Origin of the sequence: Enterobacter vonholyi (assembly GCF_008364555.1) — a bacterium.
Lineage (GTDB): Bacteria > Pseudomonadota > Gammaproteobacteria > Enterobacterales > Enterobacteriaceae > Enterobacter > Enterobacter vonholyi.
In genome coordinates this window covers 788,208-809,056 of the sequence record NZ_VTUC01000006.1, presented here as the reverse complement: position 1 = coordinate 809,056, position 20,849 = coordinate 788,208, and the positions used below count along the sequence as shown (strand labels likewise).

The window sequence follows — 20,849 nt, the reverse complement described above, 5'->3', positions numbered from 1 at the left end:
CTATAACTAAAGTTGAAATGCTCACATATCATAATAAATTCTACTAATAATGTTCATTGCTTGTATTTCAACAAGTTATTAATCCCCCTAAAACCCGCCTGCACAGAAAATCTTCGATCGCTCTGTTATTTTACTCACATGATACTCTGGGGCTTGCTGAGAGATAACCGAAATGATATTAGTAATTTCAACATTCCCCTAGATGAATGTGCTAAATAATAACCAGTTGTTAAATTTTTGTACAAAATCACTCGATAATAGCGCAGCGACGCGCTTGTAGAGAAAATTTTCTCTATCCTATTGAATGTCATGTTTTTCTTGTGATGTTCAATGTCCGGCAAGGCTGCCCTCAACGATACGGTACTCACCGTAAAAGAGAATTGCTTAACAAATTTGCAAAATGTATTGGCGCACGTTTACGCCATTTGATACTTTCCGGCCTAATATTTTGCAGCATAAAACAAGCAGATGAGAATTATTTTCATATGGTTCTCATCTCAGATATCCAAGCCCAGGCCTCAAACAGGGGAGGCCTGTAAAGAATCGACGCAAGACGGCCATACGAGCGGTCAGTAATAAAAAAGTCGGTGATAGCAAGCAGTAAAAGAAGAACCTGACAGCAGCAAAAAAAACTCCTGCGCTGTACAGGCCCCAACAGGGGATTACACAGCTGGCGAAGGCCAGTCATTATAATGAGTGGAGTACCAACACAATGTCCATCATCACAAAAAAAAATCTGGTAGCGGCGGGGATTTTAACTGCGCTAATCGCGGGCAACGCTGCAATGGCTGCGGACGTTCCTGCAGGTGTTCAACTGGCTGAGAAACAGACGCTGGTGCGTAACAACGGTGCGGAAGTTCAGTCTCTTGACCCGCACAAAATTGAAGGTGTTCCTGAGTCTAACGTTAACCGCGACCTGTTCGAAGGCCTGCTGGTGACAGACGTAGACGGCCACCCGGCACCGGGTGTCGCAGAAAAATGGGAAAACAAAGATTTCAAAGTCTGGACCTTCCATCTGCGTAAGGATGCGAAATGGTCCGACGGTACGCCGGTCACGGCTGAAGATTTCGTTTATAGCTGGCAGCGTCTGGCGAATCCTACTACCGCCTCTCCGTATGCGAGCTACCTTCAATATGGCCACATCGCCAATATTGATGACATCATCGCGGGCAAAAAACCAATCACCGATCTGGGCGTTAAAGCGATCGATGCCAATACCTTCGAAGTGACGTTGAGCGAACCTGTTCCGTACTTCTATAAGCTGCTGGTTCACCCGTCCGTCTCCCCGGTACCAAAATCTGCCGTGGAAAAATTTGGTGAGAAATGGACCCAGCCTGCCAATATCGTGACCAACGGTGCCTATAAGCTGAAAGACTGGGTGGTCAACGAGCGTATGGTGCTTGAGCGTAACCCGCAATACTGGGACAACGCTAAAACCGTTATTAATCAGGTGACCTACCTGCCAATTTCGTCCGAAGTGACTGACGTTAACCGCTACCGCAGCGGTGAAATCGACATGACCTATAACAACATGCCGATTGAACTGTTCCAGAAACTGAAGAAAGAGATCCCTAAAGAAGTTCACGTCGATCCGTACCTGTGCACCTATTACTATGAAATCAACAACCAGAAAGCACCGTTTACCGACGTACGTGTTCGTACCGCGCTGAAGCTGGCACTGGATCGCGATATCATCGTGAACAAAGTGAAAAACCAGGGCGATCTGCCTGCGTACAGCTATACCCCTCCATACACCGATGGCGCAAAACTGACCGAGCCAGACTGGTTCAAACAGACTCAGGAACAGCGTAACGCAGAAGCGAAGAAACTGCTGGCCGAAGCGGGCTACACCGCAGATAAGCCGCTAACCTTCAGCCTCTTGTACAACACCTCCGATCTGCACAAAAAACTGGCTATCGCCGTCGCCTCGATCTGGAAAAAGAACCTGGGCGCGAACGTGAAGCTGGAGAACCAGGAGTGGAAGACCTTCCTCGACAGCCGTCATCAGGGTACCTTTGACGTGGCGCGTGCTGGCTGGTGTGCGGACTATAACGAACCGACCTCCTTCCTGAACACCATGCTGAGTGACAGCTCAAACAATACCGCGCACTATAAGAGCCCGGCATTCGACAAGCTGATTGGCGACACGCTGAAAGCCACTGACGAAGCACAACGTACAGAACTGTACTCTAAAGCCGAGCAGCAGCTGGATAAAGATTCCGCGATCGTTCCGGTTTACTACTACGTTAACGCCCGTCTGGTGAAACCGTGGGTAGGTGGGTATACCGGTAAAGACCCGATGGATAATATCTACGTTAAAAACTTGTATATTATCAAGCATTAATGGCAATGAGTGGGGCGGGCTCGCTCGCCCCACGGTGTCTAACCAACGTCACACTATATAGGCACACGCCAGAAGGTACGGGCAATGTTGAAATTTATCCTACGTCGCTGTCTTGAAGCGATTCCAACGCTATTTATTCTTATCACGATTTCCTTCTTCATGATGCGCCTCGCGCCGGGAAGTCCATTTACCGGTGAGCGTACGCTGCCGCCAGAAGTCATGGCGAATATCGAAGCGAAATACCACTTAAACGATCCTATCTCTACCCAGTACTTCAATTACCTGAAGCAGCTGGCCCACGGTGATTTTGGACCGTCATTTAAATATAAAGACTATTCCGTTAACGACCTGGTGGCCTCCAGCTTCCCGGTTTCGGCGAAATTGGGTGCTGCGGCATTCATTCTGGCGATCGTTTTCGGGGTCACCGCAGGCGTTATCGCCGCGCTCAGACAAAATACCAAATGGGATTATGCCGTAATGGGGGTGGCGATGACCGGGGTAGTCATACCCAGCTTCGTTGTTGCGCCATTACTGGTGATGATATTTGCCATTACGCTGAAGTGGCTGCCTGGCGGCGGCTGGAACGGCGGGGCATTGAAGTTCATGATTTTGCCGATGGTGGCATTATCTCTGGCGTACATCGCCAGTATCGCGCGTATCACCCGTGGTTCAATGATCGAAGTGCTGCACTCGAACTTCATTCGTACCGCGCGTGCTAAAGGGCTGCCGATGCGTCGGATTATCTTCCGCCACGCGCTTAAGCCGGCACTGTTGCCCGTGCTCTCCTACATGGGACCGGCATTCGTCGGGATCATTACCGGCTCGATGGTTATCGAAACAATTTACGGCCTGCCGGGCATCGGCCAGCTGTTTGTTAACGGCGCGCTTAACCGCGACTATTCGCTGGTACTGAGCCTGACTATTCTCGTCGGTGCGCTGACCATTCTCTTTAACGCTATCGTTGATGTCCTGTACGCCGTCATCGACCCGAAAATCCGTTACTAACTGGAGCACGCCATGATGTTGAGTAAGAAAAACAGCGAGGCGCTGGAAAACTTCAGTGAAAAACTGGAAGTGGAAGGTCGTAGCCTCTGGCAGGACGCGCGCCGTCGCTTTATGCACAACCGCGCGGCGGTTGCGAGTCTGGTGGTTCTGGTGATCATCGCGCTGTTTGTGACCCTGGCGCCGATGCTGTCGCAATTTACCTATTTCGACACCGACTGGGGCATGATGTCCAGCGCGCCGGATATGGAGTCTGGCCACTATTTTGGCACGGACTCCTCAGGACGCGATCTGCTGGTGCGTGTCGCTATCGGTGGTCGTATCTCTCTTATGGTCGGTATTGCTGCCGCTCTGGTGGCGGTGATCGTGGGGACGCTCTATGGCTCTCTGTCCGGCTACCTTGGCGGCAAAGTGGACTCGGTGATGATGCGTCTGCTTGAAATCCTGAACTCCTTCCCGTTTATGTTCTTCGTCATCCTGCTGGTGACCTTCTTTGGTCAGAATATCCTGCTGATCTTCGTGGCCATCGGGATGGTGTCATGGCTGGATATGGCGCGTATTGTTCGCGGCCAGACGCTGAGTCTCAAACGCAAAGAGTTTATCGAAGCGGCGCAGGTAGGCGGTGTCTCTACAGGGAATATCGTGGTTCGCCATATCGTTCCTAACGTGCTGGGCGTGGTGGTGGTCTATGCCTCACTCCTGGTGCCAAGCATGATCCTGTTTGAATCTTTCCTGAGTTTCCTGGGGCTCGGTACACAAGAGCCGCTGAGCAGCTGGGGCGCGCTGCTCAGCGATGGCGCAAACTCAATGGAAGTGTCACCGTGGCTGCTGCTTTATCCGGCGGGTTTCCTGGTCGTTACCCTGTTTTGTTTTAACTTTATCGGCGATGGCCTGCGTGATGCCCTCGACCCTAAAGACCGTTAAGGAGCGCCGTCATGACAATTATTGAAACGGCAACCGCGCCACAGGCGCAGCAGCGGAGCGACCTTCTGCTGGACGTAAAAGATCTTCGCGTCACCTTTAAGACCCCTGACGGGGATGTGACCGCCGTGAACGATCTCAACTTTAACCTGCGCGCGGGTGAAACGCTCGGCATCGTCGGTGAATCCGGATCCGGGAAATCTCAGACCGCCTTTGCTTTAATGGGCCTGTTGGCAGCAAACGGTGTGATTGGGGGCTCCGCGAAATTCAACGGTCGTGAAATCCTCAACCTGCCGGAGCAAGAGCTGAACAAGCTGCGCGCCGAACAGATCTCGATGATTTTCCAGGATCCGATGACTTCGCTGAACCCGTACATGCGCGTTGGTGAGCAGCTGATGGAAGTCCTGATGCTGCACAAAGGTCTGGGCAAAGCCGAAGCCTTTGAAGAGTCGGTCAAAATGCTCGATGCGGTGAAAATGCCGGAGGCACGCAAGCGCATGCGCATGTTCCCGCACGAGTTCTCTGGCGGTATGCGTCAGCGCGTGATGATTGCGATGGCGCTGCTCTGCCGGCCTAAGCTGCTGATTGCCGACGAACCTACTACCGCGCTGGACGTTACCGTTCAGGCGCAAATCATGACCCTGTTGAACGAGCTGAAGCGTGAGTTCAACACGGCGATTATCATGATTACCCACGACCTGGGCGTGGTGGCGGGCATATGTGACAAAGTGCTGGTGATGTACGCCGGGCGAACGATGGAATATGGCAAAGCGCGCGATGTCTTCTATCAGCCAGCTCACCCGTACTCCATTGGCCTGCTGAACGCGGTGCCGCGTCTTGATGCGGAAGGGGAATCCCTGCTCACCATTCCTGGCAACCCGCCAAACCTGCTGCGCCTGCCGAAAGGCTGTCCGTTCCAGCCGCGCTGCCCGCACGCGATGGAAATCTGCAACAGCGCTCCGCCGCTGGAAGAGTTTGCACCAGGCCGTCTGCGCGCCTGCTTTAAGCCGCAGGAGGAGCTGGTATGAACGCATTAGATGAAAAACGCAACGTGCTGCTCGAAATTGCTGACCTTAAGGTGCATTTCGACATTAAAGACGGAAAACAGTGGTTCTGGCAGCCGTCGAAGACCCTGAAAGCGGTGGATGGCGTTACGCTGCGCCTGTACGAAGGGGAAACCCTGGGCGTGGTCGGAGAGTCCGGCTGCGGTAAATCGACCTTTGCGCGCGCCATTATCGGTCTGGTAAAAGCGACCGACGGCAAAGTTGCCTGGCTGGGTAAAGATCTGCTGGGCATGAAACCCGACGAGTGGCGCGAGGTGCGCAGCGATATCCAGATGATTTTCCAGGATCCTCTGGCATCCCTTAACCCGCGTATGACCATCGGCGAGATTATTGCCGAGCCGCTGCGGACCTATCATCCGAAGATGTCTCGTCAGGAAGTGCGCGATCGCGTTAAGGCGATGATGATGAAAGTCGGCCTGTTGCCTAACCTCATCAACCGCTACCCGCACGAATTCTCCGGCGGCCAGTGCCAGCGTATTGGTATCGCCCGTGCGCTGATCCTCGAACCGAAGCTGATTATCTGCGACGAGCCGGTTTCCGCGCTGGACGTGTCCATTCAGGCACAGGTGGTTAACCTGCTGCAGAAGCTGCAGCGTGAAATGGGGCTGTCGCTGATCTTCATCGCGCATGACCTGGCCGTAGTGAAACACATTTCAGACCGCGTGCTGGTGATGTATTTGGGTCACGCCGTGGAGCTGGGTACCTATGACGAGGTGTACCACAATCCGCTGCACCCTTACACCAAAGCGCTGATGTCCGCTGTGCCAATCCCCGATCCGGATCTGGAAAAGAATAAGACCATCCAGCTGCTGGAAGGTGAATTGCCCTCACCGATTAACCCACCGTCGGGCTGCGTCTTCCGCACGCGCTGCCCAATGGCCGGGCCGGAATGTGCGAAAACGCGTCCAGTTCTGGAAGGCAGTTTCCGACATGCGGTTTCCTGCCTGAAAGTAGACCCGTTATAATCGCAAGGGCTGACATGATGTCAGCCCTTATTTTTTGCGAGGTTACTGTGTCGCGTTTATTAACGTCAGCCCGTCGGCGGCTTTATCATTTTTTATTCGATCCTGAAACGGTATCCGGACGTCGCTTCGAAGGTCTTTGCGGTTTATTTGCGCTTCTCAGCGTGGTCGTCATCTTTATTGAATCGGGTGCCGGGACGCAATATCACCTGACGTTTGACGAATGGCACATCTTTGTCTGGCTTGAGCTGGCGATTACCCTGGTTTTTACCGCTGAATATCTCCTCCGGGTAATAGCCTGGCCCAACCCGGCCCGATATGTTTTCAGCTTCTGGGGATTTATTGATTTAGCCACCATTCTGCCGCTCTACGTCATGTGGCTGTGGCCGGAAATCAGCCTGAGCTATGTCTTTGCCTGGCGAGCGATGCGCGTTATTCGCGTATTACGTATTCTGAAATTACTTCGTTTTATGCCCTCATTGCGCGTGTTCTGGAGTGCAATCGTCAGCGCACGGCATCAGCTCATTCTGTTCTACTCGTTTATTGCCATCGTCATGATTGTTTTCGGCGCGCTGATGTATTTAATAGAAGGTCCCAAATATGGCTTTACGACGCTCAATGCCTCCGTCTACTGGGCGATTGTGACCGTCACGACCGTGGGTTATGGTGATATTACTCCCCACACGCCGCTGGGCCGCATTGTGGCGTCAGTGCTGATTTTGATTGGCTATTCGGTGATTGCCATTCCGACTGGACTTATTACCACACACATGAGCAGCGCGTTTCAGAGCCGCAAGCAGCAGCGCAAGTGTCCTCATTGCCAGCAGGGTGAACATGATCATGACGCGCGGTTTTGTAACCGCTGCGGAAGTGCGTTGCCGGAGTAAATAAAAAAGGCTGCAATCGCAGCCTTTTTTATTATTCGCGCCAGAGTATATGGCACAGCTTATGGTCTTTCTCTCGACACAGCAGGACGCGAGCGAAAATATCGTTAATTTCACCACCGTCTTCATCTGCCAGCCCAATTACCACTTCGGCAAAAAAGTCAGGGTTCAGGTCGAAATCCACATGCTCAGCCCAGTCTTCTGAAGGGTCAAACAGCTCGGCACCGCCGCGCTCTTCGAACTGCAGATTAAAAAGGATCACGTCTGCGGGATCGAGGTTATCAACCGCCAGTTCGAGAAAAATGTCATAGGCCTGCTCGAGCGTTTCGTCTTCGGTCAGGCGATTGTTCAGATCCATTTCCATGATGACTACCTGTTTAACATCGTTGGGCACGTTTTACAGCAACGGACTAAAGAAGTAAAACAGTCGTTCGGCAATTCTCTGCCACAGCGGACGTTTTACCCACAGTCTGGCATCCAGCAGACGCGAGCGGGAGATATAATCATCCTGCACCGCCGCGAGATCGCCACCAAAGCCGGCATCATCAATGACCAGCGTGATTTCAAAGTTGAGCCACAGGCTGCGCATATCCAGGTTGACCGTGCCCACCAGGCTCAGCTCACCGTCGACGAGCACGCTCTTGGTGTGGAGCAATCCGCCTTCAAACTGGTAAATTTTCACCCCGGCGGCCAGCAGTTCGCTAAAGAATGCCCGGCTGGCCCAGCCAACCAGGAGAGAGTCATTTTTGCGCGGCAAAATGATGCTCACATCGACACCGCGCTGCGCGGCTGTACAGATCGCGTGCAGGAGGTCGTCGCTGGGGACAAAGTAGGGCGTCGTCATGATCAGATATTCACGCGCCGAGTAGGTTGCCGTCAGCAGCGCCTGATGGATCAAGTCCTCCGGAAAGCCCGGCCCGGAAGCAATGGTATGAATGGTATGACCGCTGGCCTCCTCAAACGGCATAATATTGCCGTCCGGCGGCGGCGGCAGGATACGCTTGCCGGTTTCAATCTCCCAGTCGCAGGAATAAACGATGCCCATCGAGGTGGCAATCGGCCCCTCCATTCGCGCCATCAAATCAACCCATTGACCTACTCCTGAGTCCTGTTTGAAGAAGCGCGGGTCGACCATGTTCATGCTGCCGGTGTAGGCAATATAGTTATCGATCATGATCATTTTGCGATGCTGGCGGAGATCCATCCGGCGCAGAAACACGCGCAGGAGATTCACCTTCAGCGCTTCAACCACTTCGATCCCGGCATTACGCATCATGCCCGCCCAGGGGCTACGGAAAAATGCCACGCTACCCGCGGAGTCAAGCATCAGGCGGCAATGAATGCCGCGCCGCGCGGCGGCCATCAGCGACTCAGCGACCTGGTCAGCCATCCCGCCGGGCTGCCAGATATAAAAAACCATCTCGATATTATGACGAGCCAGCTGAATATCGCGGATTAACGCCTGCATGACGTCGTCAGACGAGGTCAGCAGCTGCAGTTGATTGCCCTTAACGCCGCCAATCCCCTGGCGGCGCTCGCACAGCTTAAACAGTGAGGAGGCGACGCTGCTGTTCTCCTCGGCAAAAATATGTTTGCAGGCTTTAAGATCGTTCAGCCACTTCGCGGTGGAGGGCCACATGGCACGGGCGCGCTCGGCACGGCGTTTACCAAGATGAAGCTCACCAAAAGAGAGATAGGCAATAATTCCCACCAGCGGGAGGATGTAAATGATCAGAAGCCAGGCCATGGCAGAGGGTACGGCTCTGCGCTTCATCAGGATGCGTAATGTCACACCCGCGATTAACAGCCAGTATCCCAGAATGACCAGCCAACTCACCACGGTGTAGAAGGTTGTCATAGGTAAAAAAATCCTTTTGAAAGCGTATTGTTATGAGTGTACGCATCAGGATTCATCTGGCAAATAAAAACGCCAGGTAAAAGCGCTGGTTTGCTGCCGGGTTGGGTTTATAATGGCGGCTCAGTTAGTTTAAGAGTTGTAGACATGAAGCGCAGTAGAACAGAAGTAGGGCGCTGGCGCATGTTGCGACAGGTGAGTCGTCGCAAGGCTCGTTGGCTGGAAGCACAATCCCGCCGCAATATGCGTATTCACGCCATCAGAAAATGTGGATTGACGCGGCACCGCAATGCGTTGCTGTTCGCAGTCCAGGATATCTGAGAAACATGAGGGCACCGTAACTGGTGCCCGCTGATTTTATAGCGTCTGATTTTTTGGGGATAGCGTATTTGCAGCGTTGTTCCTGTTGTGTTTAGCAAAAGGAGGGAGAAGTGTTTGCGGAGTTTGGCGTACTGAATTTCTGGACGTATGTTGTTGGCGCATTTTTTATCGTTCTGGTGCCAGGACCGAATACCCTGTTCGTGCTAAAAACCGGGATCGGTCACGGTGTTAAAAAAGGGTATCTCGCCGCTACGGGCGTATTTATTGGCGATGCGGTGCTGATGTTTCTCGCATGGGCGGGCGTCGCGGCATTAATCCAGACCACGCCGGTACTGTTTAATATCGTGCGCTATCTCGGGGCTTTCTATCTGCTCTGGCTGGGGGGCAAAATGCTCTGGTCGGTGGTAAACCGTCAAAAAAACGCGCATGAGAGCGGCCCCGAACCTGCCAGTATGATCATGAAACGTTCCCTGGTGTTAAGCCTGACCAACCCCAAAGCGATTCTGTTCTACGTATCGTTCTTCGTTCAGTTCATTGACGTGAATGCGAAGAGTACCGGCACTTCTTTCCTGATCCTTGCGACGACGCTGGAGTTGATAAGCTTTATGTACATGAGCTTCCTGATCTTCTCCGGTGCGTTTGTCACACGTTATCTGAAAACAAAAAAGAAACTGGCAAAGCTGGGGAACGGGCTAATAGGGCTGCTGTTTGTCGGGTTTGCGGCGAGGTTAGCGTCGCTGCATTGATGGTTTGAAAGGCTCCTGCGGGAGCCTTTTTTATTCTGTTTGACAATCCCTCACCATTTAGTTGTATAGTGCAACTAAATGGTGAGGACATAACATGCACAGCGAAACCCCGGTAGTCAGTGTTATTCGACGTTCCTCGCGCCTTATGGTGCGAGAGTTAGGTTTTATGGGGTCTACCCTGGCCTCAACGAATTACTCGCCTTCGGCCGTCCATAGTCTGGTCGAAATTGCTCTACGTAAGGAGATGACGGCGAGTCAGCTGGTGCAACTGCTGGGCCTGGAAAAGTCCAGCGTCAGCCGGATGCTGGCTCGCCTGATTGCCGCGGGCGAACTTGAGGAGGTCATTTCTACTGAGGATGCGAGAGCAAAGAGCCTCAGGCTGACCGCGAAAGGTCACGAGACGGTCAGCAAAATTAATGCCTTCAGCAACGAGCGCGTGGTCACAGCAATAAAGCGTCTTGCCCCTGCCCAGCAGCAGACCATTTCTGAAGGGCTCTCCCTTTATGCCAACGCGCTGCTGGCATGCCGTGAGGGGGGTAACGATATGCAGCCCGACGAGTTGAAGATAGTGCAGGGGTACATCCCCGGCATGATTGGCCGTATTGCGGAGATGCATGGCAGCTATTATTCGCGGGAGCATAACTTTGGTCGCTTCTTCGAGGCCAAAGTGGCTTCAGGGCTGGCCGAGTTCAGTGAAAGACTGGAGAAGCCCTGTAACCAGATTTGGCTGGCAGTACTCAACGACAAAATTGTCGGCTCGGTGGCGATCGATGGCGAGGATTTGGCTCCGGGTGAGGCCCATCTTCGCTGGTTTATTCTTGATGATGGCTGTCGGGGACACGGCGTGGGTAAAAAACTGCTGAATGAAGCGATGCGGTTCTGCGACAGGGCCGGTTTTTCTGCTGTGCACCTCTGGACATTCAATAAGCTGACCGCCGCCCGGCGTCTGTACGAGTCGTTTGGGTTTACGATGGTAAAGGAGTGGGAAGGCGAGCAGTGGGGGAGCCTGATTACAGAACAGCAGTTTACCCGGTACAGTGACGCGTAATCGCCACCATAAAAAAGGCTCCTTTCGGAGCCGCTTCGGTATCAGAACACTTTTTTATACGGTCTCACCGTCACTTTTGCATACACACCCGCTGCAACGTACGGGTCTGCGTCAGCCCAGGCCTGAGCGGCTTCCTGGGATTCAAATTCAGCAATAACCGTGGAGCCGGCAAAACCGGCAGCACCCGGATCGTTGCTGTCGACTGCGGGCATGGGGCCAGCGGTCAGTAATCGGCCTTCATCCTGGAGCAGCTGCAAACGTGCCAGATGCGCAGGGCGCACAGACTGGCGTTTTTCGAGCGAATCAGCAACATCTTCAGAGTAAATTACGTAAAACACGGCGAAGCTCCTTAACCGGTAAAAGTGTCAGTTACGTTATGTGAAAGGGCAAACGACTGCAATGTAAAATAAAAACAATGTTAATACCCTGATCTGACTGCGCCTTTTTTGGCCTCTCAGGCGCTAAAGTTGCCCCAGAACAAAGTGTCTTATTGAATATGATTGCTATTTGCATTTAAAATCATGGTTCGGTTTTTTAACGTTGATGAATATGACTTCGATGACCCTTGATTTACCTCGCCGCTTTCCCTGGCCGACGCTGCTTTCTGTCGTGATTCACGGTGCCGTTGTGGCGGGTTTGCTGTATACCTCGGTTCATCAGGTTATTGAAATGCCCGCGCCCGCGCAGCCGATTTCGGTAACGATGGTATCGCCAGCGGATCTCGAACCGCCGCAGGTTGCCCCTCCGCCGCCACAGCCGGTGGCTGAACCTGAGCCAGAACCCGAGCCTGTTCCGGAGCCACCGAAGGAAGCGCCGGTGGTGATCCACAAGCCTGAACCGAAGCCAAAACCTAAGCCGAAGCCAAAGCCGGTGAAGAAGGTCGAGGAGCGTCCGAAACGTGAGGAACGTCCGGTTGAACCGCGTGCGACCCAGCCGGTTGAAAATGCAGCGCCTTCACGTCCAGTGATGAACAATACGGCAACGACACCAAAGCCAACGGTTAGCGCGCCAGCGGGCCCGCGTGCCGTAAGCCGCAACCAGCCTCAGTATCCGGCGCGAGCTCAGGCCTTGCGTATTGAAGGCCGCGTAAGGGTGAAATTTGACGTGACTGCGGATGGCCGAGTGGATAACGTGGAAATCTTGTCCGCTCAGCCTTCTAATATGTTTGAGCGCGAAGTGAAATCTGCAATGCGCAGATGGCGTTATGAGCCAGGCAAGCCGGGCAGCGGATTGATTGTGAATATCGTTTTCCGCCTGAACGGCGGGGCGCAGATGGAATAAAAAAAGCCTCCGAAAGGAGGCTTTTTTTTACTCGTCGATCAGGCCTGCGGAAGTTGACGAGGTTTACCCTCGCTGTCCACGGCGACATAAATAAACAGGGCCTCAGTGGCCTTATAACGCTGCCCAATCGGCTCAGAAGAGACTTTCTTAACCCACACTTCGATGTTAATTGAAATAGAGGTATTGCCGCGTTTGACGCAGCGCGCATAGCAGCAAACCACATCACCTACCGCAACCGGGCGCAGGAAGGTCATGCCGTCCACTCGCACAGTCACCACGCGCCCGTGGGCGATCTCTTTTGCCAGAATTGCGCCGCCCATATCCATCTGCGACATCAGCCAGCCGCCAAAAATATCGCCATTGGCATTGGTGTCAGCGGGCATTGCCAGTGTGCGTAAAACCAGTTCGCCCTGCGGGGCGTTAGTTGTTGTCATTGTTTTAACTCGTAACGGAAGACTTCAGGCGGGATGCTACTATGATTTTACAGCGGAGAGAATAGACCAGAACGCCTGTCGCTGACGTTCTGGTCAGTCATTAATCAGTGCTTGTCGTCCTGAGGAATACTTTCTTGTCTGTTTGCAATTTAGTGCGCTTTATTATGATTTAATCTAAAGCCAGCTAAGCTGCACCCCGCCTGACTTTCCTGTTTATAGTGATTTAACGTGTTTTAATTTGAATGGATGCAATTTAAATGATTTGTGTACACTTCTGCGTACATCACCAGGGAGTGTACACGATGCTCACAGATACTAAGTTACGAAAATCGCTGGGAAAGCGCAGAGAGAAGGTTGAGGTTATCTCCGACTCAAACGGCCTTAACGTGCGTCTAAGCATAACCGGTTCGATCACATTCTTCTATCGGTATCGCTGGCAGGGAAAGCCTGTGCAGCTAAGCATCGGAGAATATCCAACCATTTCTTTGTCACAAGCACGAGACAGAAGGCAGCAGTTCAGGGCGTGGTTGAGTGAGGGGTATGACCCTCGACAGAAAGTTTTGGTAGAGAAAGCTGAAAGAATAGAAGCGCTGACAGTTGATGAGGCTTATGACTATTGGGTGAAGCATTACTGCATCCCGGAGGGGCTCATCAAAATTGATGCTAATGGCAAGAGTTTCAGGAAGCACATCAGCCCCCGTATCGGAAAGGCTATCGTCGACCAGACAGTGAAGGCCAACTGGCTTGAAGTTTTTGATGCGATGGGAAGAAGTGTTATATCAGGCGAGATGCTGTCCCTGACCAAGCGTGCTTTCCGGTTCTGTCACAACAGGGGGGTTATCAAAAACAACCCTCTTGAATCGCTGCGGCGGTCAGATGTTGGGATCGCTGCCAAAATGAAGGAAAGGAAGCTATCAGATAGTGAGCTGAAGCAGGTGTGGGATACTCTTTTCTCTCTTCCACCCTCACAACAACTGGTTATCAGGTTCATGATCCTGACAGGCTGTCGTGCTGCAGAAATTAGAAAATCTCGATGGGACTGGTTCGATTTCAAAGAAAGGACCTGGACAGTGCCAGCAGAGGATTATAAGACCGGAAAAACTATCCGTCGTGCGCTGCCAGATACGGCGATCCGCCTTCTGCAGGAGCACCAACGCGGATCAATAACTAAACACGTTCTTACACCTGCCCAATTCCGAGATAAAGAAGATGTGCCGCCGGGCCAGACCTTAGTCTCGACATACTCTATGCAGGTTGTACGCAGGAACGGGATGAAGGAGTGGTCATTGCATGACTTGAGGCGAACGGTGGCCACGCGCCTGTCCGAGCTTGGCGCTCCGCCACACGTTATAGAAAAGCTGCTCGGACACCAGATGGGAGGGGTGATGGCCAGATACAACCTTCATGACTATATGGACGATCAGCATGAATGGCTGGATATCTGGCAGAAGCACCTGCAGGAGGTTATTGGATATCCCCTTTAGTGAAATTGACTTTATCCTCCCATGACTTAATTTCCGATTCGCGCCACCGCTTAGGGTTCCCTGGTATGGTTGGTTTCGGGAACGGGCAAGAAAAGCAGGATGGCATGCGTTCTGGTGTGCTCCAGAAATAGAGCGTGCTGCGGGAAATTTTGTAACGGGCAAGGATTTCGCTTGTAACCAGGATGCTGTCATTCATCTGTGTTCTCCAGGCAAAAAGAAGCCCGGCGCTGGGCCGGGCAAAAGGGATGACGTTGCAGTGCTTTCGCACCCAATAGCCAGCTCATAACTGGCTATCAGTTGCGTCAGTCGTATTCATCTTCGTCCCAGTCCTCGTCGTAATATGGTGATGCGAGAAGTGGGTTAGTTGCGGAAAGGATTTCACCAGCTGCACCCTGGCGCTGAAGTCGACGAAGCGCTTCGTATAGCTCGAAAGCCTCGGTTCGCTCATCACCAATATCGAGGGAGCACGCAACTTTGTGCGCCTCGGTGACCAGGGTTGATAGCTGGTTTCGGATGTCCTGAATGGTGCTCATAGTTCTCCTTAGGCTGCGCGCTGGGCACGCAGCTTCTTCAGGTGTTCTGATGTTTCGATTTCTTCGGCGATCCGCTCAGCCTGTGCTTTGGTCAGCGGCTCGAATTCATGCTGAAAGCGGCCCATGCTGGCGATGCAGGTGCGACCGTTGCGGATGTAGTGGATTACTTCGTGGGTAGCTCGGAGGATTTTGCAGGGCGCGCCGTGGGGATCGGCGTACCAGGTATTAGGCTGGATTATCCTGAACATTGGGAACCACCTTAAATTCGATTACCCAGACCCATGGGTTCGCCTGCCAGTTTTCTTCCCCGTAGATCGACTTCCACAGATCTTCCCACACCTGAAAGCCATAAGTGGCAGGGCGGAAGTCGTAAAGACCGCAGCCGATTTCCTTACAGATATCCCCAAGGGTAATGGCCTGCAATCGCTCAACTCGCACACCGGTAATTTCCAGCATTAGGCGACTGGCCCAGCGCGGCATGTGAATTGATGGACGCCATCTTCCTTCTTCCGGCCAGTCTCCAGGTGGCGTAGCTCGGTAAGCCATATCGTGGCTATCCTGGTCGATGTTGTAGCGTGCCCAAGTCTCCCGCACCCAGATACGATCGCCTAGTTTACCGTGTGGGCTGTTTCTGTAATTTCCCGCCGATAACTCACCAGCCAATTCATTACCAGATAATTCGCACATTGCATCTCTATCAATGTGTGGGACCTTCACTGGCCGCCGCGTCTGCGTCTTGCCGCCATCGAGAATGGCGCGCACCATCTCGCCGTTAAAAATCATTCCGCGCTCTTTCACTGGATCCCCCTCTGCTTATTCCTTAACTCGATAACACCCTGGCAATCCGCGCACGTCTGGCAGCCGGGAACGGCCGCGCGCCGCGGCTCGGGAATTGGTTCGTCGCATTCTTCACAACGCTCAGCTGATATGGCGTTGCGGTTAAGACGGTGAGCTGAAAGGGCAGCGTTACGCTGAAGCTCTTCAATCTCTGCTGCTGTATCGATGATATCGGCCATTTTCAATGCTCCCGGAATTGTCGGTTAATTCGGTTGAAGGTGAACGCCAGCAATAAAAAAGGCCGCTTTAGCGACCTGGTGATTAGTGCCTTGATACTGGCGTTTTCTGTGTCTGGCGTCATGCGGCCTCCCGACGGGCGAGAAGTTTCGCCCCGAAAGCCATCAGCTCGTCCCGGTCCACAGTTGCGAAGTGGCAGTGTGTGCGCGGGTACGGTCGCCAGATGATGAGCATTGAGCCCTTGTTGTTTCCGCTGACGGGCTTACCGGTGATCGGGTTGATAAATGCCAGCCGACCGGCGGTGATGAAGCGAACTTCGCTGGCGGTCTGGATGGCCTCCCTAAACCAGCCAACCGAAGTGTCTGCCGGTACCAGCATGACCGTGCCAATCTGATTGGCGCTCTCGGCAGCGGCCTTTTTCACGAACGGCGTGATGTCGCTATAAGGTGGGTTCAGCCAGACGTAGCCGGGAATTCTCAGGTAATCAGCCCAGGGCGTTTCCAGCGTGTTCTGCTCGACTGTGATGAACTTCCGGCACAGCGCGTTATGCGGCGCTGCGGCGGCATCCAGTTGGAAGCAAAACTCAGCATCAAGGGAAACGAAGATGGCTGGTGGAGTGCGCCAGAGGTCACGCTGGTCGAGCGGTGTTTTACTTCCGCCATAATCACCATTCAACTTCTCTGCTGGCAGCGCTGCGGCGATGCGCTCACCAATCCAGCGCATGACCGGAACTGCCATGCTATTTCCGATGGCTTTATAGCGTGGCCCGTCCGGGCATTCATCAGCATCCTTCCCGCGCCAGCCGATCAGAGTGTGATTATCAGGAAAGCCCTGAAGGCGCTCGCACTCAATCGGTGTTAGGCGGCGAACCTGCATTCCGTACTGAACGACGTCAGCGGATGAGCGAGAATCCTGAGTGAAAGCCACATCTTCCTGATAACCTTTGCCCTGAGGGCCAGTTGCATCGTGACGACCGATAGAAGCATGTTGGATGCAGATGGCAGGGGGTTGGCCGCTGTTAGCATGGCTTTTATCGTGGTTGCCTGCGCGAATCGTTGGTGACAGATCTGACGTCACATCAGCTCCATTATCTTTGTAGCTAAATGCAATGCAGGCGTTTTCTTGCCCGTTGTTGCGCCCGAGTGTGTGCGCAAGTTCTCGGTTAATGTCTGGATCTTGAGTTCCATGAACGACATAAGTTTCCAAATCCTCGGCAGTGCTGTCGTTTTCTTTTGCAAGAAGAGTTCGGGAAACATCAGAGTAAGAATCTGATACGAGCCCGGAACCGCGCTGGCTGAACAATTCCTGATTACTGGCGCCGATTCCGCCAATATTGTTGGACTGATTTAGGGTTGGGTGAGGGTTTGTTGGGTTATCCCAGTGACTACCGACTTTAGTGCGCTCTCCAGCATCTCTGGCAATTTCCGGTTGCGATTCTCGGCGCGGCGCAGAATCCCGGCGCATGCTGTCGAGCTCAAAAAGTACCGCTGCGGGATCGAATCCTTTTCGAGCACTTGCGACAACGAACACACGGCGGCGTCGTTGGGCCACTCCGAAAAATTGAGCATCAAGGACGCGCCAGGCAATAAACCTTTCTGGTCCAGACACACAACCTGCGTGCGTCCATTTTCCCCCTGCTGGCTGCAACTCACTGCTTTCTCCGGCAAGTCCTGCCAGAAAGCACCCGAAGGCATTGTCTTTGCTGCTGAGCACGCCGGGGACGTTTTCCCAGACGATGATTGATTCTGGTTCACCGCGTTCGCGGCGCTTTGTGTCGATTGCATTGGCTAATTCCACGTAAGAAAGAGTTAATTGCCCGCGGTCGTCAGACAGGCCTTCGCGTAAGCCGGCGATGCTGAATGCCTGGCAGGGCGTACCACCGACCAGAACATCAGGCGCTTCGACATCACCAGCGCGGACCGCATCGGCGATTTTGGTCATGTCGCCGAGGTTGGTTACTTCCGGCCAGTGATGGGCGAGGACTGAGGATGGGAATGGTTCGATTTCAGAGAACCAGGCAGGTTTCCAGTCGAGAGGTTCCCACGCTTTACTGGCAGCTTCGATGCCGCTGCACACGCTTCCGTATCTCATGCCGCCTCCTGCCTTTCCCGATATTCCTCAGCGAGCCGCTGCGCCTTTAATGGATTGCTTACCACTTCACCCCATGGCATTAGCCAGCCGTTACCAATGAAGGGGAGGCGCAGTGTGCCAACCCTGATGTCGTCGTGAGCGTGAGTCATAGGATGGACTCCATTTCGTCGATGTAGAGGCCCTGAGCAATCAGGCGGCGACGGCGGGCGGCACGCGCAATGCACTCCTGCCGTCTACCTTCCTGCGATTGTTCAATGGCGCGCCGGGTGAACAGCCGCGATTTACCCTGTGGTGTAATGACCTTTGGCTTCGTGACGAGGTCGAAAGTCCGGTCGCAGATGCCGTCCTCGTTGATCCACTTTTCCGACTCAACGATCTGCGCTATCTGTCCGGAGCCTCGAGTTATGCCGTTGGCTACCCGGTTAAACTCAATCAGGGTTACGCCAAACTTCTCAGCGATTTCGCTACCGGTTACCGGGCGGCCACGCGTCTGAATCATCCAGATAACGCGTTCGCGGAGGCCGGAGAATTGCCCGGTTCGCCCGGGCCTGCGATAGAAGGGTGTGCGTTTCATTTCCACTGTTCCCCGAACGTGAAGCCGATCTCTGCCAGCGCCTCGTCCATCTTCTCAATGAACTCAGGCACCATTTCGTTGAAATCGGTCATGTACTGCGGATCCCGCTCAACGACGACGTGGTGAATACCTTCGCGCTTCATGCGCGGGTCGTAGTTGGCAAAGAACCAGGCATCTTTTCCGGTAACCCACATGCTGTACTGCACCTGGGCCATGTACGCAGACTTGATGGCTTCGAAACCGCCAAGGCGGAATTTCATGAAATCGCGAGAGGTGAAAGGGCACTTAAGCTCAAGGCCGAATCCGTTACTGCACAGGCCGTCAGGGGAGCACGCGGTGCGCATGCTCTCGTCACGGAACAGGATCGGAGACTCCGTGACTTTCACGTCCGTGGTGAACTCGAAGAGGGTGCGGGCGTCTTCTTCATACTGCTTGCCCCAGGCCAGCGCCTTGGCGTTAACCTCTGGCGCGACGCCGGTGCATACTTCGGCGAGTAGGGTGTGGAAGTAGGACATCTTCATGCCCGTCCATTTGGTTCCGGAGCGCGGCTTGGAAATGACGTTGTGCACTTCAGAGGCGGTGATAACACCAAGGCGCAGCCGGTGCCACGCCTCATCGCCCTGTTGGATAGTGGTTACGTCAATGCCGGTCCGGGCAAGGATAATTTCTGGTGTCATGCTGCCGCCTTAGCCCTTTTCTGAAGGAAGCCAAACCCTTTCTGCGCCTCTTCTTCAGTGAGTTCTGACGCCTCAAGAATTTGCCGTTTGAAGATGTCGCTGCACAGTGGAAGGAAGTCTTTCTCCCAGTCTTTATCCAGTGTCGTTAAGAGATCGGTTATCGCCTGAAGCGTTTCTTCGCTTGCTGCTGGTGAAAGCGCTTCTGTGGTGCTGCGCGGCGTGACGTCACGGATATCTACGTCCAGTGATTTGCCTTCCATTTCTTCTGCGGTAGGCTGCTGTCCAATCTCAGGCCAGGCCTTTCGCAACGCCTGGGCTTCTGCGCATTTCGCCAGCTGTCCGTATGGGCGCTTTTTCCACATCGCGTTCGGCGCCGTGGTGTCGCGGCCGCCGGTGGCGTAGTTTTCAATCCAATATTCTTTGGCGCTGAACTCGACGATCTCCCCGCTGGGCATGCGCTTGTAGACGGTGTATTTGCACCACTGAGGGAAGCTGACCTCAACACCAGAAAGCGTCTGCGTCGTGTCTGGACCGAACTCTGGTTCGCGGGCACCGGCATAATCACCTGAGCGGTCCGCCTGAATGCGGTAAAGCCCGATGCCCGGCATTACCACGTCGCGCCATTCGCTTTTACCCGTTCTTGAGTCTTTGACGCTCATCGGCACGAGGTGAACAGGTTTGAGCAACGGGTCCAACTGGCGGGCGCGGCAGTAGTCAAGCGCCATCATTACCGATTCGTCTTTGGCGCCAGGGTAGATGCTGTTCTTCAGCGCGCTCCAGGTGGAGACGTCGACGCCTATCTCCTGAAGCGACGTTGCTGTGATTGTTAATTCGTTTGCCATCGTTAATCCCCTCAAAATTAAAACGGGCAGCCGGTACGGTGTTCCCAGTCGTATTCCGCCTGGGCGTAAGCAACTGCCGAAATGAAATCGTTGTAAGCCTCGCCAGCTTTATCGCTGCGAAGTCCTTCGTATGGGCTGGAGTCAATCGGGACCGTGAAGTGGAAGAGGCCGGACGGCTCTTTTGGCATCATGTCGATGATTTTCTGTGCCCGGTCGTCGATCCACTTCTCTTTCTCGTCGGTGAGCTGCTGCTCAACCCAGCGCCGATCTTCGATGCGGTCGTAAGTGAGGTATGCGTTCATGGCTGAACTCCTGAAATTTGGATGTGCAGATCCCGCCCGCTTTTAGCCAGGCCGATCGGTTGAATAGGGTGGTTACTGCTGCGCGATGGATTTCGCCGGGAACTCGCCGTTGCGGAGGATGCTTTCTACCGGCCAGCACTCAGCTGACACTTTCTGCTCTGTAGCTGCCTGACTGCATTCCTGCTGGCTGTCGTAAACGCCGAGAATGACGTCCTGATAATCACCGTTCGTCATTGCCACGGTCAGGACAAGTGCGAATAAAGTTTCCATCAGTGAAGAGTCCTCCCGATGGCGACGGCGTAAAGGCGCTTTGCTTCTTCCCACGCCGGAGCATTGCGATGGAGTACCGCAAACGACGCGAGCCGTTGGGCCTCTCTGATCTGCTGCTGATTTACCATGATTTCCTCTTGGCCTTATCGCGGCGAACGGAACTGTTAATACAAGACTTCAACGCATTTTTCTGTGTTTCA

The 20,849-nt window shown here is 53.6% G+C and carries 26 protein-coding genes and 1 pseudogene; 11 read left to right on the top strand and 16 right to left on the bottom strand.

Annotated features, from left to right (window positions below):
• The first annotated feature begins 712 nt into the window (after positions 1-712).
• The 6 genes from oppA (at position 713) to F0319_RS12575 (ending at position 7,180) form a co-directional block, all read left to right on the top strand.
• Positions 713-2,344, top strand: a complete 1,632-nt coding sequence (gene oppA / locus F0319_RS12600; protein WP_111965934.1) for an oligopeptide ABC transporter substrate-binding protein OppA — start codon at positions 713-715, stop codon at positions 2,342-2,344.
• A gap of 84 nt (positions 2,345-2,428) precedes the next feature.
• Complete coding sequence (gene oppB, locus F0319_RS12595; RefSeq protein ID WP_008502786.1) at positions 2,429-3,349, top strand: oligopeptide ABC transporter permease OppB; 921 nt, start codon at positions 2,429-2,431, stop codon at positions 3,347-3,349.
• A 12-nt stretch (positions 3,350-3,361) separates the two neighbouring features.
• Positions 3,362-4,270: an oligopeptide ABC transporter permease OppC gene (gene oppC, locus F0319_RS12590; protein WP_008502787.1), complete on the top strand. Its 909-nt coding sequence runs from the start codon at positions 3,362-3,364 to the stop codon at positions 4,268-4,270.
• Between the two features lie 11 nt (positions 4,271-4,281).
• On the top strand, positions 4,282-5,295 hold the full coding sequence (gene oppD, locus F0319_RS12585) for an ABC transporter ATP-binding protein (protein ID WP_008502788.1): 1,014 nt from the start codon (positions 4,282-4,284) through the stop codon (positions 5,293-5,295).
• Positions 5,292-6,296 (top strand): murein tripeptide/oligopeptide ABC transporter ATP-binding protein OppF, encoded by a 1,005-nt coding sequence (gene oppF, locus F0319_RS12580; protein ID WP_045404928.1) that lies wholly within the window; start codon positions 5,292-5,294, stop codon positions 6,294-6,296. The genes oppD and oppF overlap by 4 nt, the downstream gene beginning before the upstream one ends.
• A gap of 14 nt (positions 6,297-6,310) precedes the next feature.
• Complete coding sequence (locus F0319_RS12575; protein ID WP_188035101.1) at positions 6,311-7,180, top strand: ion transporter; 870 nt, start codon at positions 6,311-6,313, stop codon at positions 7,178-7,180.
• Between the two features lie 31 nt (positions 7,181-7,211).
• Here F0319_RS12575 and F0319_RS12570 read toward each other — a convergent pair whose 3' ends face one another.
• Entirely contained in the window at positions 7,212-7,541 is a 330-nt protein-coding gene (locus F0319_RS12570; protein ID WP_006810881.1) for an HI1450 family dsDNA-mimic protein, read from the bottom strand.
• A gap of 33 nt (positions 7,542-7,574) precedes the next feature.
• Positions 7,575-9,035: a cardiolipin synthase gene (cls, locus tag F0319_RS12565; RefSeq protein ID WP_008502791.1), complete on the bottom strand. Its 1,461-nt coding sequence runs from the start codon at positions 9,033-9,035 to the stop codon at positions 7,575-7,577.
• Between the two features lie 144 nt (positions 9,036-9,179).
• On the opposite strand from cls, the gene F0319_RS12560 reads away from it, so the two are divergent.
• The 3 genes from F0319_RS12560 (at position 9,180) to F0319_RS12550 (ending at position 11,147) form a co-directional block, all read left to right on the top strand.
• Entirely contained in the window at positions 9,180-9,353 is a 174-nt protein-coding gene (locus F0319_RS12560; RefSeq protein WP_086379783.1) for a YciY family protein, read from the top strand.
• 110 nt (positions 9,354-9,463) lie between these two features.
• Positions 9,464-10,099, top strand: a complete 636-nt coding sequence (gene leuE, locus F0319_RS12555) for a leucine efflux protein LeuE (protein WP_045404924.1) — start codon at positions 9,464-9,466, stop codon at positions 10,097-10,099.
• Positions 10,100-10,193: 94 nt separating this feature from the next.
• The gene (locus tag F0319_RS12550) at positions 10,194-11,147 is read left to right on the top strand and encodes a bifunctional helix-turn-helix transcriptional regulator/GNAT family N-acetyltransferase (protein ID WP_149367098.1); all 954 of its coding nucleotides are present in this window, start codon (positions 10,194-10,196) and stop codon (positions 11,145-11,147) included.
• Between the two features lie 41 nt (positions 11,148-11,188).
• Here the strand turns inward: F0319_RS12550 and F0319_RS12545 are convergent, their stop codons facing one another.
• Positions 11,189-11,485 (bottom strand): YciI family protein, encoded by a 297-nt coding sequence (locus tag F0319_RS12545; protein ID WP_023327637.1) that lies wholly within the window; start codon positions 11,483-11,485, stop codon positions 11,189-11,191.
• A gap of 220 nt (positions 11,486-11,705) precedes the next feature.
• Between F0319_RS12545 and tonB the strand changes: the two genes are divergently transcribed.
• Complete coding sequence (gene tonB, locus F0319_RS12540) at positions 11,706-12,428, top strand: TonB system transport protein TonB (protein WP_111965936.1); 723 nt, start codon at positions 11,706-11,708, stop codon at positions 12,426-12,428.
• A 38-nt stretch (positions 12,429-12,466) separates the two neighbouring features.
• Here the strand turns inward: tonB and yciA are convergent, their stop codons facing one another.
• Positions 12,467-12,862: an acyl-CoA thioester hydrolase YciA gene (gene yciA, locus F0319_RS12535; protein ID WP_008502796.1), complete on the bottom strand. Its 396-nt coding sequence runs from the start codon at positions 12,860-12,862 to the stop codon at positions 12,467-12,469.
• Between the two features lie 302 nt (positions 12,863-13,164).
• Here yciA and F0319_RS12530 point away from each other — a divergent pair, with 302 nt between their 5' ends.
• A complete protein-coding gene (locus tag F0319_RS12530) occupies positions 13,165-14,346 on the top strand; it encodes a tyrosine-type recombinase/integrase (RefSeq protein ID WP_149367097.1) in 1,182 nt (393 codons plus the stop codon).
• 302 nt (positions 14,347-14,648) lie between these two features.
• On the opposite strand, the gene F0319_RS12520 is transcribed toward F0319_RS12530, so the two are convergent.
• The 12 genes and pseudogenes from F0319_RS12520 to F0319_RS12470 all read right to left on the bottom strand — a co-directional run bounded on the left by F0319_RS12520 (position 14,649) and on the right by F0319_RS12470 (position 20,649).
• Positions 14,649-14,879: a hypothetical protein gene (locus F0319_RS12520; protein ID WP_149367096.1), complete on the bottom strand. Its 231-nt coding sequence runs from the start codon at positions 14,877-14,879 to the stop codon at positions 14,649-14,651.
• 8 nt (positions 14,880-14,887) lie between these two features.
• Positions 14,888-15,127 carry a DUF4222 domain-containing protein gene (locus F0319_RS12515; protein ID WP_149367095.1) on the bottom strand — a complete coding sequence of 80 codons (240 nt, stop codon included), beginning with the start codon at positions 15,125-15,127 and terminating at the stop codon, positions 14,888-14,890.
• Positions 15,105-15,677 carry an ASCH domain-containing protein gene (locus tag F0319_RS12510; protein ID WP_240168091.1) on the bottom strand — a complete coding sequence of 191 codons (573 nt, stop codon included), beginning with the start codon at positions 15,675-15,677 and terminating at the stop codon, positions 15,105-15,107. The genes F0319_RS12515 and F0319_RS12510 overlap by 23 nt, the downstream gene beginning before the upstream one ends.
• The gene (locus tag F0319_RS12505; protein WP_149367094.1) at positions 15,674-15,895 is read right to left on the bottom strand and encodes a TraR/DksA family transcriptional regulator; all 222 of its coding nucleotides are present in this window, start codon (positions 15,893-15,895) and stop codon (positions 15,674-15,676) included. Before F0319_RS12505 ends, F0319_RS12510 begins: the two co-directional genes overlap by 4 nt.
• Positions 15,896-16,013: 118 nt before the next feature.
• Positions 16,014-16,616 carry a phage N-6-adenine-methyltransferase gene (locus F0319_RS22630; protein ID WP_338070382.1) on the bottom strand — a complete coding sequence of 201 codons (603 nt, stop codon included), beginning with the start codon at positions 16,614-16,616 and terminating at the stop codon, positions 16,014-16,016.
• Between the two features lie 36 nt (positions 16,617-16,652).
• Positions 16,653-17,984: pseudogene (locus F0319_RS12500) on the bottom strand (DNA cytosine methyltransferase); the annotation flags it as partial.
• The gene (locus F0319_RS12495) at positions 17,981-18,133 is read right to left on the bottom strand and encodes a DUF1317 family protein (protein ID WP_022651071.1); all 153 of its coding nucleotides are present in this window, start codon (positions 18,131-18,133) and stop codon (positions 17,981-17,983) included. The pseudogene F0319_RS12500 and the gene F0319_RS12495, both read right to left, overlap by 4 nt.
• Positions 18,130-18,558, bottom strand: a complete 429-nt coding sequence (locus tag F0319_RS12490) for a hypothetical protein (RefSeq protein ID WP_058648106.1) — start codon at positions 18,556-18,558, stop codon at positions 18,130-18,132. Before F0319_RS12490 ends, F0319_RS12495 begins: the two co-directional genes overlap by 4 nt.
• On the bottom strand, positions 18,555-19,235 hold the full coding sequence (locus F0319_RS12485; RefSeq protein ID WP_149367092.1) for a lambda exonuclease family protein: 681 nt from the start codon (positions 19,233-19,235) through the stop codon (positions 18,555-18,557). The genes F0319_RS12490 and F0319_RS12485 overlap by 4 nt, the downstream gene beginning before the upstream one ends.
• The gene (bet, locus tag F0319_RS12480) at positions 19,232-20,077 is read right to left on the bottom strand and encodes a phage recombination protein Bet (protein WP_149367091.1); all 846 of its coding nucleotides are present in this window, start codon (positions 20,075-20,077) and stop codon (positions 19,232-19,234) included. Before bet ends, F0319_RS12485 begins: the two co-directional genes overlap by 4 nt.
• 17 nt (positions 20,078-20,094) lie before the next feature.
• Positions 20,095-20,379, bottom strand: coding sequence for a host nuclease inhibitor GamL (gene gamL, locus F0319_RS12475; protein WP_047727210.1), 285 nt, complete (start codon positions 20,377-20,379; stop codon positions 20,095-20,097).
• A gap of 72 nt (positions 20,380-20,451) precedes the next feature.
• Positions 20,452-20,649 (bottom strand): DUF1482 family protein, encoded by a 198-nt coding sequence (locus tag F0319_RS12470; protein WP_028013595.1) that lies wholly within the window; start codon positions 20,647-20,649, stop codon positions 20,452-20,454.
• Positions 20,650-20,849: the final 200 nt, after the last annotated feature.

Coding starts and splice junctions, on each gene's coding strand:
- oppA (WP_111965934.1), top strand. CDS start 713: ATGTCCATCATCACAAAAAAAAATCTGGTAGCGGCGGGGATTTTAACT.
- oppD (WP_008502788.1), top strand. CDS start 4,282: ATGACAATTATTGAAACGGCAACCGCGCCACAGGCGCAGCAGCGGAGC.
- F0319_RS22630 (WP_338070382.1), bottom strand. CDS start 16,616: ATGCGCTGGATTGGTGAGCGCATCGCCGCAGCGCTGCCAGCAGAGAAG.
- yciA (WP_008502796.1), bottom strand. CDS start 12,862: ATGACAACAACTAACGCCCCGCAGGGCGAACTGGTTTTACGCACACTG.
- F0319_RS12515 (WP_149367095.1), bottom strand. CDS start 15,127: ATGTTCAGGATAATCCAGCCTAATACCTGGTACGCCGATCCCCACGGC.
- F0319_RS12570 (WP_006810881.1), bottom strand. CDS start 7,541: ATGGAAATGGATCTGAACAATCGCCTGACCGAAGACGAAACGCTCGAG.
- F0319_RS12560 (WP_086379783.1), top strand. CDS start 9,180: ATGAAGCGCAGTAGAACAGAAGTAGGGCGCTGGCGCATGTTGCGACAG.
- cls (WP_008502791.1), bottom strand. CDS start 9,035: ATGACAACCTTCTACACCGTGGTGAGTTGGCTGGTCATTCTGGGATAC.
- oppB (WP_008502786.1), top strand. CDS start 2,429: ATGTTGAAATTTATCCTACGTCGCTGTCTTGAAGCGATTCCAACGCTA.
- oppF (WP_045404928.1), top strand. CDS start 5,292: ATGAACGCATTAGATGAAAAACGCAACGTGCTGCTCGAAATTGCTGAC.
- tonB (WP_111965936.1), top strand. CDS start 11,706: ATGACCCTTGATTTACCTCGCCGCTTTCCCTGGCCGACGCTGCTTTCT.
- F0319_RS12505 (WP_149367094.1), bottom strand. CDS start 15,895: ATGGCCGATATCATCGATACAGCAGCAGAGATTGAAGAGCTTCAGCGT.
- F0319_RS12530 (WP_149367097.1), top strand. CDS start 13,165: ATGCTCACAGATACTAAGTTACGAAAATCGCTGGGAAAGCGCAGAGAG.
- F0319_RS12550 (WP_149367098.1), top strand. CDS start 10,194: ATGCACAGCGAAACCCCGGTAGTCAGTGTTATTCGACGTTCCTCGCGC.
- gamL (WP_047727210.1), bottom strand. CDS start 20,379: ATGAACGCATACCTCACTTACGACCGCATCGAAGATCGGCGCTGGGTT.
- F0319_RS12485 (WP_149367092.1), bottom strand. CDS start 19,235: ATGACACCAGAAATTATCCTTGCCCGGACCGGCATTGACGTAACCACT.
- F0319_RS12490 (WP_058648106.1), bottom strand. CDS start 18,558: ATGAAACGCACACCCTTCTATCGCAGGCCCGGGCGAACCGGGCAATTC.
- oppC (WP_008502787.1), top strand. CDS start 3,362: ATGATGTTGAGTAAGAAAAACAGCGAGGCGCTGGAAAACTTCAGTGAA.
- F0319_RS12470 (WP_028013595.1), bottom strand. CDS start 20,649: ATGGAAACTTTATTCGCACTTGTCCTGACCGTGGCAATGACGAACGGT.
- bet (WP_149367091.1), bottom strand. CDS start 20,077: ATGGCAAACGAATTAACAATCACAGCAACGTCGCTTCAGGAGATAGGC.
- F0319_RS12575 (WP_188035101.1), top strand. CDS start 6,311: ATGATGTCAGCCCTTATTTTTTGCGAGGTTACTGTGTCGCGTTTATTA.
- F0319_RS12520 (WP_149367096.1), bottom strand. CDS start 14,879: ATGAGCACCATTCAGGACATCCGAAACCAGCTATCAACCCTGGTCACC.
- F0319_RS12495 (WP_022651071.1), bottom strand. CDS start 18,133: ATGACTCACGCTCACGACGACATCAGGGTTGGCACACTGCGCCTCCCC.